Below are 13,372 nucleotides of genomic sequence, written 5' to 3'. Positions count from 1 at the left end.
ACAAGTTAAGCGGGGTTCGCAAGAAAAATGCTTCTTTTCTCATCATATATGACGGGGATCAGTGAGGAGAAAAGGGCAAAAAGAAAAACGGAGGGAAACAAATGAAAAAAAGTGGATGGTCAAAATGGGTGATTGGGGCAGCCTCATTATTGTTGCTTAGTGCATGTGGTGCCGATGGCGGAACAAAAGCCAGCAGCAGTGCGGCAAGCTCTTCTTCAGAAAGTGAAGTCACTTCAGGTGCTTCCCAACAAGAGTATACCGATCCAGCAGAGTTAAAAGATCAATATGATATCGTCATCGTTGGTGCTGGCGGTGCAGGGATGGCAGCAGCCTTGTCGGCTAAAGATGCTGGAATGAATCCAGTCATTTTAGAAAAAATGCCGATCGCAGGCGGAAATACCTTGAAATCTTCTGGCGGAATGAACGCATCAGAAACCAAGTTCCAAGAAGCCCAAGGCATTGAAGATTCCAATGAACTATTTTTTGAAGATACACTAAAAGGTGGTAAAGGAACCAACGATCAAGATCTGCTGCATTATTTAGTAGACAACTCTGCTTCAGCGATTGATTGGTTGGATTCAATGGGGATCACTTTAGACAATATCAGCTATAGCGGTGGTGCCAGTGTAAAACGGATCCATCGTCCTCATGACGGTTCAGCAGTCGGTACGTATTTGGTGGATGGCCTGTTGAGAAACATTCATGAGCAAGAAATTCCTTTATTTGTAAATGCTGATGTGACAAAAATCAATGAAACAGACGGCAAAGTCACTGGCGTCAACGTGAAAATCAATGGCGAAGAAAAAGAAATCGCTGGTGATGCAGTTGTTGTTACTACTGGTGGTTTTGGCTCCAACAAAGAACTGATCGAAAAATACCGTCCAGATCTGAAAGGCTATGTCAGCACGACTTCTGAAGGAAGTACAGGCGATGGTATCAAGATGATCGAAGAATTAGGCGGCGCAACGGTTGATATGGATCAAATCCAAGTCCATCCAACAGTGGTTCAAGATACAGGGATGTTGATCAGTGAAACCGTTCGTGGAGAAGGCGCCATCTTGGTGAACCAACAAGGAGAACGTTTCTACAATGAATTAGAAACCCGCGACAATGTTTCAGCTGCCATCACAGATCTGCCAGAAAGCTATGCCTACTTGATTTTTGACAATGCGTTAGCAGGTAGAGCCAAACAAGTCGATTACTACAAAGAACAAGGTGTAGTGGTAGAAGCTGACACCATCGAAGCGTTAGCTGAAAAAATTGATGTCGATCCAGCAACCTTGAAGAAAACTTTAGATACATGGAACCAAGCAGTGGCAGACAAAGCCGACAAAGATTTCGGTCGTGAAACGGCGATGGACTATGATTTGACGGAAGGACCATTCTATGCGATTCAAATTGCACCTGGGATCCACCATACAATGGGCGGCGTCAAGATCAATACGAAGACCCAAGTGTTGAAAGAAGATGGCACACCAATCACTGGCTTGTATGCAGCAGGTGAAGTGACCGGCGGTATCCACGGACAAAATCGAATCGGCGGCAATGCTGTAGCCGACATTATGGTCTTTGGTCGCCAAGCAGGCGCGCAATCCTCTGACTATGTGAAAGAAAATGGGAAATAGGCGGCTGTTTTTTCCTAAAAAAGATCGTCTATAAAGAAAGAAACTTGGAACGAATCCTCTTAAGTGATTAGGAGGAGAATCGTTTCAAGTTTTTTTGTATTTCTCACTGAAAGGACGGAAAACTAGTCATTATAATCTTATAATGATTAAGTCGTTTATCATACATATATAAATAAACTATTTATAAATGTAGGGTTTGCTTTTCAATGAATCGGAATCAAGGAATAAACGGATAGGATTGGTTTATTCGATGATAAAAAATTTTAGGAGGCAGAGTATGAAAAACGCATTGGTAAAATGGTCGGTCGGGGTGGCAATCTTACTTGGAGGGACCTTGTTCTTCACGGGGAAACAAGTATTTGCTCATGGTTATGTGGAATCACCGGTCAGTCGGGGCTATCAAGGGTCTTTGGATCGCAATACGTTAGGGTGGAGCGCTGCGTTTGAAAAATATGGCAATGTCATTTCAAACCCACAATCATTGGAAACCAAAAAGGGCTTTCCAGAAGCAGGACCAGTAGATGGTCGTATCGCTTCGGCAGATGGTGGACTCGGACAAATCGGGGACTTTGTTCTTGATGAACAAGGAACCAATCGTTGGACCAAACAAGACATCAATCAAGGACCATTGCGGGTCAATTGGCACTATACAGCGCCTCACAAGACCACAAAATGGCATTACTATATCACGAAACCAGGTTGGGATCAAAACGCGCCACTTTCAAGAGATAGCTTGGAATTGATCGCTACTGTGAATCACGATGGTTCGGCTGCCAGCAATAGCCCAAGCCATACCATTACCATTCCAGAAAATCGTCTCGGTTACCATGTCATTTTAGCGGTCTGGGATGTTGCCGATACGCCAAATGCCTTTTATAACGTGATCGACGTCAACGTTTCCGGCTCAACGGTCATTCCCGAAAAACCAGCAGCACCGGCAAATGTCCGCTCAGAACGAGTGACTAGCAGCACGGTGGCTTTAGCATGGAACGGTCAAACCGATGCGAAAGAATACAACGTGTATCGCGATGGTGCCTTAGTGGCAACGACTACTGAGCCAACTTTTACCGACACACAATTAAAAGCCAACACAACCTATAGCTATCAAGTAGAAGCAGTCGGCTTTACTGCGTTAGTTTCAGAAAAAAGTGCTGCAGTGAAAGTGACTACCTCAGCAGACAATCAAGTCGAAACCCCTTCGACACCAGGCAACCTGCACCAAATGAGCGTGACAGACAGCAGCGTTTCCTTAATGTGGCAAGCATCGACTCATACAAATGGGATCGCTGGATATGACGTTTACCGCAATGGCGTCAAAATTGCTACGGCCACAGGAACAACCTATGAAGACACGAATCTAGCAGCGGATACAACCTACAATTACCAAATCAAAGCAATCAGCAAAACGGGCGAACAATCCGCTTTCAGTAACCAGCTGAGCGTGAAAACCAATGCCAAAGAAGAAACGGAAACACCTGGAGGCGGGGAGTCAGAATACCGTGTGTGGAAACTAGGTACATTCTCTGCACCAGAAGTGTATACAAGTGGTGAAATCGTGAGCCATAAAGGCAGCAATTATGTCGTGATTAACACCCACTCAAATTACGGGGACACCACTTGGTCTCCTGATCAAGCACCAACCTTGTTTAAGAAGCTGTAACCCTTGAATGAATCAGGAAAGCAAGAGCAGTGCGGAGGCACTGCTCTTTTTGGCTCTTTTATGAGTGAATGGCTGAATCTTTGTTCGATTCGTGCAACCAATTGGACGAATTCGTTTGAGGAATGCAAAAACAGGTGCTGCTATGCATCATGCGTAGCAGCACCTGTTTTTTGTTTTAGATCAAGAATAGAAGAAACGGATCAAGATTCCACCTAGAATCAGCACGATCGCACCGCATAAACGGTTGGCCATTTGGGCAAAAGCAATCATTTCCATTCTATCAGAGGCAGACAATACAGCGATATTACCTGTTCCCCCCATCGAGTTGTTGATCATACCGGCGCCAATTGCGGTTTCAACGGGATACATCCCCAATACCATCCCGAAGAACCAGCTGGCAGCCCCCATAGATACGACACTGGTTAGGCAAAGCACGACAAATTGCCATGTAAAGGCAGAGGCCAGTGTTGACAGATCGATCAATGCCAAACCAATCCCCGCCAAAACCGCGTGGGTCAAATTCGTCATTACAACATTGTTGAACATCACCACAGAATCTTCGAGTTTCTTAGGGACAATATTCAAGGCTTTCAGAATAAAGACAATCACGATCATAAAGGCATACTCGTGAATTTTAGGGAAAAAGTCGCTTAAAATCGCACCAACGACCAACAGTGAAAAGGAAAACAGCATCCCGACCCCGATTTGTTGGACATCAAGCGTTATTTTTGGTTTTTCTAATTCTTCTTTCGTGGCATTGATCAGGGTGCCATGGCCATTGTATTTGGTTTTAGCAAAGGCCTTTGCGATAAATAAAGCACCAATAATGGCAAGAATATTCCCGAAAGTAACTGCTGGCGCTAATTGAGAAAAGATGGCGGCTTGATTGCCGTTTGCCAAGCCATCAGCATAAATTTGTGAAAGTGGGGTGATTCCCGCCCCCATCCCGCCAGACATCATTGGTAGAGACACATACATCACCGAATCAGCAAAGCCATTGCCTAGCAGCATACCGACAAGGCCGACGGAGAAAAAGCCTACTACCATGGTGATCAAAGCAACAGGAATGAATTTCGTAGAAGCCTTCACCAACAAATTGCGGTTCATACCTAAAATCGAGCCGCAAATCAAAGCGGCAATATAGAAATCAAGAAAACCAAAACCGCCCCCCATGAAGTCACTGACCGCGTCAATGACTTTCGTGGGAACGAGATGGAAGGAGGCCAAAAGGGTGGCACCAAGCAGGGTAAAAACTGACCCACCGCCAAGATAAGAATTCATGATCGGGAGTTTTTCCCCAATGAAATACAGCAGGTGTCCTAAGGCAACCAGTAAAATGGTGATCCCAACCATATTTAATGGCAACTTGTCTAAGGCAATCGCACTGAATATGACAACCATGAAAAAGAGATACAAGGGAAGACTAATTCCCGAAATCGTCATCGTTTTTAATTTATTCATTTTTCAGACCTTCCTAGTATGTTGGATACCATTTAAGATTTTGGACAGCTTTTGCCATATCGGTTTCTTGCGCTTGGGCTAGTCCTTGTTCTTTGGCTTTATTGGCAACTGCTTCAGCCACTTTGATAGAAACGTCCGCAACGTATTCAAATGGTGGGAGAACAGGTGCACCGGGTTGGCTCAAATCAACCAAACCACTTAATGAGTGAGCAGCGGCACCAATCATTTCGTCGGTCAAGAGAGAGGCTTCTGAAGCCAACATACCTAACCCTAGACCAGGATAGATCAAGGCGTTGTTTGCTTGACCAATTTGGTAGTCGACCCCTTTGTATTGGATCGTTCCTGAAGGGACACCGGTTGCCACAAAGGCTTTTCCATCAGACCATTCGATTACTTGTTCAGCCGTTGCTTCTAATTTTTTGGTTGGATTCGAGATAGGGAAAATCACTGGACGAGCAGTGTTTTCACACATCGCTTCCACAACTTCTTTGGTAAAGGCACCCGCATTGGTTGAAGTACCGACCAAAATCGTTGGTTTTGCGACTTTAATGACATTGATCAATTGCGACATATCGCCAGCATTGGCAAAGTCAGCCCGTTTTTTGGCAAATGGTTTTTGTGCAGGAGTCAAATCGGACATATCATCGAACAAAAGCCCTTGTTTGTCAACCATAAAGAAATGATTGTAGGCTTCTTCTTCTGAAAGTCCTTCGCTGACCATTTCGGCATGGACACGGCTGGCAATCCCGGCACCAGCGGAACCACCGCCATAACATAAGTAGACTTGATCCGTTAATTTTTCACCTGTAATATCCAGTGCACCGAAGATACCGCCAAGTACAACGATTCCCGTTCCTTGGATGTCATCGTTAAAAGTTGGAATTGTTTGTTTGTATTTGTCCAGAATCGTTGCAGCATTTGAACGGCCAAAGTCTTCCCAATGCAAGTAAAGTTTAGGGAACAATGATTCTGCCGTTTGAACAAATTGATCGATGAATTGGTAGTAGGCATCACCGTAGACACGTTCTTGACGATTGCCTAGATACAAATGATCCTCTAACAATTCTTTACGGTTGGTACCGGCATCGATCACGATTGGTAAAACAGAAGCAGGGTCGATCCCAGCAGCTGCTGTATAAATCATCAATTTACCGACAGAAATATCGACACCTTGGACACCCCAGTCACCAATCCCAAGAATCCCTTCAGCATCTGTGGCTACGATCAAGCGAATGTCCCGATCGCCAGCGGCATTTTTCAACGTTTCTTCGATGTTCTCTGGATGATTGATATCTAAGTATGCTGCATATTGAGGATCCACAAATAGGCGGCTGTAATTTTCAATGGTATCAGCAATCGTTGGATCATAGACGATCGGATTGAATTCAACGATATGTTGATTGAACAAATAGTAGAACAATATCCGATTGGTATTAAAGATTTCCATTAAAAAGTGACGTTTTTCAATGTCTGATTCTTTGGTGACATATTGCAAATAAGCTTGTTCTGCTTGTTCTTCGATCGTTTGCACGTGTGGGGGCAATAAACCGATCAGCCCTAGTTCTTTTCGTTCTTCTTGTGTAAACGCGGTTCCTTTGTTCAAAAATGGGTTATTTAAGATGTCATGTGCTTTCATTATGTTCCTCCAATGGATATATTTTGAGTACTCGTTCATTTCCATTAGCTACTTTAATCCTCGGACAGAATTATAGTCAACTATCGGTGGTATAATAAAAATTATTTATAACAAAACCGCTGCTAGTTTAAACCGGTTAAGGGAGGAATCAGACGATGAATATACGAGATTTAGAATACTTTAACGCTTTGGCAGATATGCTTTCTTTTACCCAAGTGGCGCATAAATTTGCGGTCAGTCAACCAACCGTCAGCTACGCTGTCAAACGCTTGGAAGAGCATTATGGCTGTGATTTGATCGTGCGAGAAGCCTCACATCGCTCCATCTCATTGACCACGGAAGGGGAAATTTTGAAGGCTCATGCACAATATATCTTAGATGAATTTGTGACCTTAGACAGAGCCATCGACCATGCCAAAAACAATCGGACCCACATCGGCCTGCCACCGATCATTCGTTCCAAAGTCTTTTCAAAACTCTTAGATGAAAAAGAGATCATCCGCTTTATTTCGAAATTTCACTTGGTATCTGGGGGATCCAATGAATTGCTTTCAAAACTATTATCAGGAAAAATCGATTTTAGCTTGCTGGGCAGTGTCAATCCCCTCGTCCACCCGAATCTGCAGGTGAAATTATTGCATCAGCAAGAATTCTTTATTTTTGTGTCAAAAGAAAACCCATTAGCTAAGAAAAAGGAAATCTCATTTGAAGAAGCTGCCGAATATCCCTTTATCCTATTGGAAAAAGGCTATACCCACATGCGCGCTTTTCAGAATTTAAGTGAGAAATCAAAGAAGAAGCCGGAAGTCCCCTTTTATTTTTCAGACGTCCAGACGATTGGCCAGCTGGTCAGTTCCAATATCGGCATTACCTTGATGACGGAATTTCCTGTGTTTCAAGAAATGGAAGGCTTAGTGAAAATACCGCTAGTCCCTGAAGATAAGGAAATTTTTTATATTCAATATGCCTATTTAAAGAGTGCGATGTTGAATCAAGAGGTTCAAAAGTTGATTAGGATCTTGGATGAGCTGTCCTGGGAGGAGGAAGGGTGAGGAGTGGGGATTTCTTGAGGTAAGGTCAGAGAAAAATGGTGCAGGTGTGTGTTCTTCGGATGTTGAAATAAAAGGGATCTTTCAACGCGGGACAAGACGAATGGATGATTTCTTTAACCGATGAAACTAGAAAAAAATCCCTTTACTTAGACCGTTCTTATCGCATGAAAAAACGCTAAAAACCTTGATAACTATCGGTTTTTAACGTGGATTTTTGGTATAATAGTAGGACAGTAAAGTTTGTGACGGTGGCTATCTTTTGAAAGGTGGTGGTGCTTATGAAAGTAAGTGCTAACTCTTTAGAAAGGAGAAGCCTTTTGTCTGTAGCTGAAGCATTAGGGCTAATGATTAGTTTCGGTTCTTTAATCGCAACGATTATCTTTGGCATCCTAACTGCAGCAAAAAACGACAAAAAAAAGTAACCAGTCACTAAACTTTGGCGAGTTGACTGATTACTAAAATAATATAAAACTTGCCACCGTCTTAAACGGTGCTGTAGGGGAGTTGTTGACGCAACTCCTCTTTACACAGTAATTATAGCAAGATTTCAGTAAGATATCAATCATTGACGCTACAGACGTGCTTTGCACGTCTATTTTTTGTCCTCCTAAGTGGTGGGGAGCAGCTGGAAGGTGGAGGGCAAAAAAGATCGCTTTTCTTTCTTTAAAAAGGTCTAAGTACCACCATTTTTCCGCAATTTAACCATCCATTTTCTCGGTATTCTTAATCCATCAGGTACTTGAAATACCTTTCATGCGCATGAAGAAACTGAGTGAACAATGGAAAATGGTACAACAGAAAATAAAGGCACCTTTTTAGATCTTTTTCAGGAATCGAAGGATTTCGTTTAGGGATGGAACAAGCTGGCTACCGATGTGTTGGGTATTGTGAGATCGATGGCCATGCCAGAAAAAGTTATCAATCAATTCCTGACACAAAACAGGAGGTAGAAATGTATGATATCACAAAATTTTCAGATGAATTTATTCGAGGAATCGGACGTGTGAACATTATCGCGGGAGGATTTCCGTGCCAAGCTTTCAGCCTTGCTGGAAAAAGAAAGGGTTTTTCAGATACTAGAGCAACTCTCTTTTTTGATAATGCACGCTTAGCATCTACCTTGCGACCTAAGCTTTTATACCTTGAAAACGTCAAAGGACTTCTCAACCATGAACGAGGGGCTACGTTTGAGACAATCCTCCGAACCTTGGATGAATTGGGGTATGACGTGGAATGGCAACTGTTTAAAAGCAAAGAGTTTGTCGCCCAAAACAGAGAGCGTTTATTTATTATCGGACATCTTAGAGGAGCAGGTACCAAAAAGATTTTCCTATCACAAGAGAAGAAGGATCAGTTGATCAAAAATCAGGAAGGATCCATTTAGCTGGCGTCACATGCAGCGAATGATTTAAGTCGATTTACACGAGAAAGAACGTAATATACAGATGGTCTGATGGGGACTTTGACCGCAACGGACTACAAAACACCGAAACAAATCGTTGTTGGCAACGTCAATCCAAGCGGTGGAGGAATGAATGGCCAAGTATATGATGCTTCAGGACTTAGTCCTACGATCACCACAAACAAAGGGGAAGGAAATAAAATTGCGATTCCGATCCTAATGCCAGATAAAGCCACTATTCGCCAAAACGGCCGTAGAATGAAGGAAAATGAAACACCGATGTTTATCTTAACCACACAAGATCGTCACGGAATTATCGTGGCAGGGTCGATCGATGGTTCCTATCGATCAGCTGCAGCGATCCATTCCGTAGATGGCTATGCCCTACACTTACCACCATGAGTGGTGGCGGCCACAAACCCAAAATACTGGTGAAAGCAGCCACGAAAAAAGGCTATACTGCAGTACTACCAGCCGATAGTATCAATTTCGTTTATCCTAAATCTACAAAACGTTGGGGACGTGTGGGAAATCAGCAAGCAAATATACCCACGTTACAAGTGATCAGCAAGCCGTAGTAACCGATGTTTTTCAGATCCGGAAACTAACACCACTTGAATGTTGGCGACTGCAGTTGTTTCCTGATTGGACCTTTTTGTCAGCGAAATTCGGTAGTAGGCAGATTGCTGAAGAAATAATCAGTAACGGGCTTGATCACTATAACTGCAGATACGATCAAGAAACTTCGAATAGTCAGCTGTACAAACAAGCTGGAAATTCGGATACTGTATCAGTCATTTATTTCATAGCAAAGCACTTCGAAATAAACGATACGACGGCTTTTGATCGCTTTAGCGAAAGGTAAAAAATTATAGATAGTTCTTGAAAATAACGGTATGCCGTGATATAATAAATATACGGTATACCGTTATTTTATTTAGGTTAAGGAGGGGTTTTATTAAAAATAGACGGAACAAAAAAAGCATTTATTCTGCTGGGAACAGAATAAATGCACAGTAACAAATCCTTTCACGGGACGCTACTACTCAAAATATACCATAATTGCGAGTAGTGGCAAGCTTTAATTGTCACACTCCTTTCAGGAGGAAAAAATATGTATGCAGATAAAGAAAAAATTGAATGGCTGCTATTTAAAAGCGGTCACTCGATCACTGAAATCAAGAATAGATCCGAAGTCAAAGCAATGACTGTCTCTGATTTGATGCACAAGAAATCTTCTATAGAAAGAATGCGATTCGATAACGCTGCAAAGCTTACAAAACTTGCGGATCAATTAAAAGAAGAAATCACTGAATAATCAGGGTTTTGCCTTGTAACTCCTTATCTTTAGGAGGAGAAACTATGAACGCCGTTTTAAATAAGAAAAAATGTATTGTGACATTTGATCACTATGAAGATAATAACAATGTAGCGATTCAACTGGTTAAGAAAAGAAGAGGTCAGTCTGAAGAAGAGCTGCTTGCTACGGCTACGGTGAACACGAGTGTCGGAATCAAACAAGATTTCGTCGCAATCAAAGGGTGGTCTGAAAATACGGGCATTGAAGATGTACTGATAGAAGCTGGTGTCATTTGTGAGGAAGCTGTAGGGGCAATTCCTTGTGGCATGGCTGTTGCAAAAGTCTTTCCCCTTACAGAAGAAGCAAAGGAAGTCATGAAAAACAATCAGTAGAAAAGAGTCCGTTCAAAGCTGCGGCGAGTGTGGTTACACGCTCGCTGCGTCTTTGATTAAATCTTTGATCGTTTCAATGAAGGAGAGCGAGTTATGACCATTGCAAAAGGAAACACACGTCTTCCTGTAACGCTTAATGAAAAGAGGAAGCAGGGACTGAAGCACTTGAACACCAAGTACAAGAAAAGTGAATCGAAATTAATGTGTATCGCTTTAGATATGTTGCTTGAGCAAGAAAAAGCGGGATTTGAGATTCCTGAGCTTAGAAAGTGACTGCACTTTATTTTCTATTTTATTGAAGTGCTATCACTTATCAGTGAAACCGTTATCCAATACGTGGTAAACTAAAATCAGACAAAAGGTGAGATCCAATGGATGAAAAAGCCAAAAAGAAAATCGTAAAATTATTAGCACTTGCAAATGATGGAAAACTTCGCTCGTTGGTTAATTTTGTCCAATGAGAAATCAATAGTAAAATGTGATTTGATGGCAGATTATCCAGAGAGGAGTAGTGAATTATTGCTTAGATCTATATTTTGTTTACTGATTAATACTTCTATGATTTAAAAAAATAAGGTGAGAGATACAATATTTAACCATTAGATATATGGTCTAGTGGTGGTGAAGCATGGTATCAGCTGGACAATAAATCGGTGGGATTAAATTGAAACTTTACTGGAATAATTTTAAGAAAAATCAATAATTTAATATTTCTAATTTTATTTTTAAGCTATAATTTGTTTGTCAAAAGACTGTATAATTTAAAAAATTATTGATATAGGATTATATAAATGATAAAGTTAATTATGGCGCTATCAATAAAAGGAGAATATTATTTTGAAAAAAATTAGACTAGTTTTGACAATTGGTATAATCGCATCTTTCTTTGGTTTTGTAATTCCTTCTTTCGCAAGAAGTATTTCAACCTATGATGTAACGATTCCTAGACAAGGCGCAATCGTTACTGGTTCATTGAAGAAAGAGTCTGCAGGGAAAGGTGTTCATAATAACTCTGCAATAGGTGGTAATAAAAGAATCAATACCTCTATTCGTTTAAAAAAGGATAGTTCAAATATAACCCCATCTTACAATATGGGGTCTGGGGACCGAATTACACTTAGTTACTCTGGTGGCGGTTCTTCTTATAACGGTAGCAACACTTCACTTGGAATTGCAACTCCTGTAACAACTACCGTTAAAGTTGCTGCTCAAGGAAGTTGGAGTCCAGACGAAAAATAATTTGTAAATTAAAATATATGATAGCGCCAGATTTTTTGCTAAAGGGGATTTAATAATGAAATATATACACTACGAATTGAAGTTAGTGCTAAAATCAAAATTATTTGTTTTTTCAATAGTTTTATCAATTGTGAGTATTGTAATAGGAATAGCTGGTAACATATTGCTTATCGAAATGGAGAAAGGTTTAACTATTTTCTTTTCTGGATTTAGTTTAAGCACTTCCTCAATACTCCCTTTATTGGCTCCGTTGTTAGCGGCTTTACCAATGGCCGATTCTTTTATAAATGATTTTCAGAATAATATGACTACAGCAATATTTGTTAGAGAATCGAAAGAAGATTATTTCTTTAAAAAATTTATTAGTGTGGGTTTATCTGGTTTTCTATCTTTATTCTTCCCATTGACATTGTTACTAATAATAAATTTACTAATATTTCCTGACTATTCTAATGCATATGTAGGGGTAATAGGAGGAGCATTTTCTAGCATTTTTTCAAAAAATCAATTGTTTTATGCTGTTGTCATTATAGTAAATAGCAGTATTTTTGGATTTATATATGCCAACATTGGTTTAGTTTCTTCTTTCTACTTTAAAAATCGATATATATGTGTGTTTTTTCCTTTAATCGTATATTTTTTACCATCTTTTATTTTCCCTTTTATGGGATTTGATAAATATGAACCAGTTACAACATTTGATTTAACTTCAAATACAGCCACAAATGGCTATTTAGTATCTTTGCAGTTAGCATTCCTACTTATATCGACTTTCTTTGTGGGCTATAAAAAAATCGCAAAAGGAAATTTAAACATATGATTCGAAGAATAGAAGCTATAAGATTATCTAAAAATAATCGTCATATTATATTCTTTGTAAGTTTATTATTAATAATAATTTGTTTTTCTTACTATCAATTTTTTTTGGAAACACCAACTAGAAATTTTTTCATGTGGTTACTTTATAACTTTCAAAATCTTTATTCCACAATTTTTGCTTTTCCACTGCTTTATTTAATCATAATAAATTCGCAGTTTTCATTTAACCTTAATAATTATCTTTATCTTAGTAGGATACCTAATAGAAAATTTCTATTTATTTCAGATATCAATTTAGTTTTGAAAGTTACTTTTTATTATATGGCTGGGATTTTCTTCATAAGTTCAGTATTAGGAATCTATGAGTTGAGATTTAATAATAGTTGGAGTCAAGAATTAGTTACTTTTTTTAAAAATACGTTTCAAGCTATACCAAATACTAATTATTCTCCCGTATTTCAAACAGGGCTTGCCTTTCTATTTTTCTTTTTATACTTATTGACTATTGGGAATTTATTTAATTTTTTGTTTGTGTTACTAAAAAAGAAAGGAATTAGCTTTTTAATTATATTTGGAATGATTGGGCTGCAAGCGTACTTTTTTAAATCACCTACAAATAGCTTAATTAAAATTATGATGCCTATTAATCATTATTTGATTTATTTTGAAAGAGCAAATGGCCAGTTTATTTCAATTTCTATAAGTTTTTTGTATTGGCTATCCCTTTTAGTAGCTAACTATTCATCTCTATATATACTATACAAAAATACTAAACTAGGAGATTAA

At 39.9% G+C, this 13,372-nt stretch carries 14 protein-coding genes and 1 pseudogene; 13 read left to right on the top strand and 2 right to left on the bottom strand.

The genetic code is table 11. The features are described from left to right. Nucleotides 1–101 precede the first annotated feature (101 nt). On the top strand, nucleotides 102–1,625 hold the full coding sequence (locus IGJ17_RS16075) for a flavocytochrome c (RefSeq protein ID WP_015510577.1): 1,524 nt from the start codon (nucleotides 102–104) through the stop codon (nucleotides 1,623–1,625). Nucleotides 1,626–1,902: 277 nt separating this feature from the next. Beyond that, nucleotides 1,903–3,285: a lytic polysaccharide monooxygenase gene (locus IGJ17_RS16070; RefSeq protein ID WP_176257016.1), complete on the top strand. Its 1,383-nt coding sequence runs from the start codon at nucleotides 1,903–1,905 to the stop codon at nucleotides 3,283–3,285. A gap of 180 nt (nucleotides 3,286–3,465) precedes the next feature. On the opposite strand, the gene IGJ17_RS16065 is transcribed toward IGJ17_RS16070, so the two are convergent. Further along, nucleotides 3,466–4,746, bottom strand: coding sequence for a 2-hydroxycarboxylate transporter family protein (locus tag IGJ17_RS16065; RefSeq protein WP_086298859.1), 1,281 nt, complete (start codon nucleotides 4,744–4,746; stop codon nucleotides 3,466–3,468). A 13-nt stretch (nucleotides 4,747–4,759) separates the two neighbouring features. Further along, entirely contained in the window at nucleotides 4,760–6,421 is a 1,662-nt protein-coding gene (locus IGJ17_RS16060; protein WP_429961634.1) for a malolactic enzyme, read from the bottom strand. A gap of 116 nt (nucleotides 6,422–6,537) precedes the next feature. Between IGJ17_RS16060 and IGJ17_RS16055 the strand changes: the two genes are divergently transcribed. The 11 genes and pseudogenes from IGJ17_RS16055 (at nucleotide 6,538) to IGJ17_RS16005 (ending at nucleotide 13,372) form a co-directional block, all read left to right on the top strand. Beyond that, nucleotides 6,538–7,434: a LysR family transcriptional regulator gene (locus IGJ17_RS16055; RefSeq protein ID WP_008381857.1), complete on the top strand. Its 897-nt coding sequence runs from the start codon at nucleotides 6,538–6,540 to the stop codon at nucleotides 7,432–7,434. A gap of 278 nt (nucleotides 7,435–7,712) precedes the next feature. After that, the gene (locus tag IGJ17_RS16050; RefSeq protein WP_086298857.1) at nucleotides 7,713–7,856 is read left to right on the top strand and encodes a putative holin-like toxin; all 144 of its coding nucleotides are present in this window, start codon (nucleotides 7,713–7,715) and stop codon (nucleotides 7,854–7,856) included. A 431-nt stretch (nucleotides 7,857–8,287) separates the two neighbouring features. Continuing rightward, a pseudogene (locus tag IGJ17_RS16045) lies at nucleotides 8,288–8,765 on the top strand (DNA cytosine methyltransferase); the annotation flags it as partial. A 122-nt stretch (nucleotides 8,766–8,887) separates the two neighbouring features. Next, the gene (locus IGJ17_RS16040) at nucleotides 8,888–9,238 is read left to right on the top strand and encodes a hypothetical protein (protein ID WP_005233100.1); all 351 of its coding nucleotides are present in this window, start codon (nucleotides 8,888–8,890) and stop codon (nucleotides 9,236–9,238) included. A gap of 112 nt (nucleotides 9,239–9,350) precedes the next feature. Beyond that, nucleotides 9,351–9,701 (top strand): DNA cytosine methyltransferase, encoded by a 351-nt coding sequence (locus IGJ17_RS16035; RefSeq protein ID WP_429961602.1) that lies wholly within the window; start codon nucleotides 9,351–9,353, stop codon nucleotides 9,699–9,701. 249 nt (nucleotides 9,702–9,950) lie between these two features. Beyond that, the gene (locus IGJ17_RS16030; protein WP_005233104.1) at nucleotides 9,951–10,154 is read left to right on the top strand and encodes a hypothetical protein; all 204 of its coding nucleotides are present in this window, start codon (nucleotides 9,951–9,953) and stop codon (nucleotides 10,152–10,154) included. Nucleotides 10,155–10,198: 44 nt separating this feature from the next. Continuing rightward, nucleotides 10,199–10,528, top strand: coding sequence for a hypothetical protein (locus IGJ17_RS16025; RefSeq protein ID WP_005233105.1), 330 nt, complete (start codon nucleotides 10,199–10,201; stop codon nucleotides 10,526–10,528). A gap of 93 nt (nucleotides 10,529–10,621) precedes the next feature. Further along, a complete protein-coding gene (locus IGJ17_RS16020; protein WP_005233106.1) occupies nucleotides 10,622–10,801 on the top strand; it encodes a hypothetical protein in 180 nt (59 codons plus the stop codon). Nucleotides 10,802–11,365: 564 nt separating this feature from the next. Then, a complete protein-coding gene (locus IGJ17_RS16015; RefSeq protein ID WP_005233107.1) occupies nucleotides 11,366–11,767 on the top strand; it encodes a hypothetical protein in 402 nt (133 codons plus the stop codon). Between the two features lie 55 nt (nucleotides 11,768–11,822). Beyond that, a complete protein-coding gene (locus tag IGJ17_RS16010) occupies nucleotides 11,823–12,587 on the top strand; it encodes a hypothetical protein (RefSeq protein WP_005233108.1) in 765 nt (254 codons plus the stop codon). Further along, nucleotides 12,584–13,372, top strand: a complete 789-nt coding sequence (locus IGJ17_RS16005; RefSeq protein WP_005233110.1) for a hypothetical protein — start codon at nucleotides 12,584–12,586, stop codon at nucleotides 13,370–13,372. Before IGJ17_RS16010 ends, IGJ17_RS16005 begins: the two co-directional genes overlap by 4 nt.

The organism is Enterococcus sp. DIV1096b (assembly GCF_050498765.1).
Lineage (GTDB): Bacteria > Bacillota > Bacilli > Lactobacillales > Enterococcaceae > Enterococcus_D > Enterococcus_D entomosocium.
The sequence above is the reverse complement of the archived record's forward strand: the minus strand, read 5'-3'. Positions and strand labels throughout refer to the sequence as shown.

Bases quoted from the DNA above. Each gene is read 5' to 3' on its own strand.
- IGJ17_RS16075 (WP_015510577.1), top strand. From the start codon at position 102: ATGAAAAAAAGTGGATGGTCAAAATGGGTGATTGGGGCAGCCTCATTA.
- IGJ17_RS16070 (WP_176257016.1), top strand. From the start codon at position 1,903: ATGAAAAACGCATTGGTAAAATGGTCGGTCGGGGTGGCAATCTTACTT.
- IGJ17_RS16065 (WP_086298859.1), bottom strand. From the start codon at position 4,746: ATGAATAAATTAAAAACGATGACGATTTCGGGAATTAGTCTTCCCTTG.
- IGJ17_RS16060 (WP_429961634.1), bottom strand. From the start codon at position 6,421: ATGAACGAGTACTCAAAATATATCCATTGGAGGAACATAATGAAAGCA.
- IGJ17_RS16055 (WP_008381857.1), top strand. From the start codon at position 6,538: ATGAATATACGAGATTTAGAATACTTTAACGCTTTGGCAGATATGCTT.
- IGJ17_RS16050 (WP_086298857.1), top strand. From the start codon at position 7,713: ATGAAAGTAAGTGCTAACTCTTTAGAAAGGAGAAGCCTTTTGTCTGTA.
- IGJ17_RS16040 (WP_005233100.1), top strand. From the start codon at position 8,888: ATGGGGACTTTGACCGCAACGGACTACAAAACACCGAAACAAATCGTT.
- IGJ17_RS16030 (WP_005233104.1), top strand. From the start codon at position 9,951: ATGTATGCAGATAAAGAAAAAATTGAATGGCTGCTATTTAAAAGCGGT.
- IGJ17_RS16025 (WP_005233105.1), top strand. From the start codon at position 10,199: ATGAACGCCGTTTTAAATAAGAAAAAATGTATTGTGACATTTGATCAC.
- IGJ17_RS16020 (WP_005233106.1), top strand. From the start codon at position 10,622: ATGACCATTGCAAAAGGAAACACACGTCTTCCTGTAACGCTTAATGAA.
- IGJ17_RS16010 (WP_005233108.1), top strand. From the start codon at position 11,823: ATGAAATATATACACTACGAATTGAAGTTAGTGCTAAAATCAAAATTA.
- IGJ17_RS16005 (WP_005233110.1), top strand. From the start codon at position 12,584: ATGATTCGAAGAATAGAAGCTATAAGATTATCTAAAAATAATCGTCAT.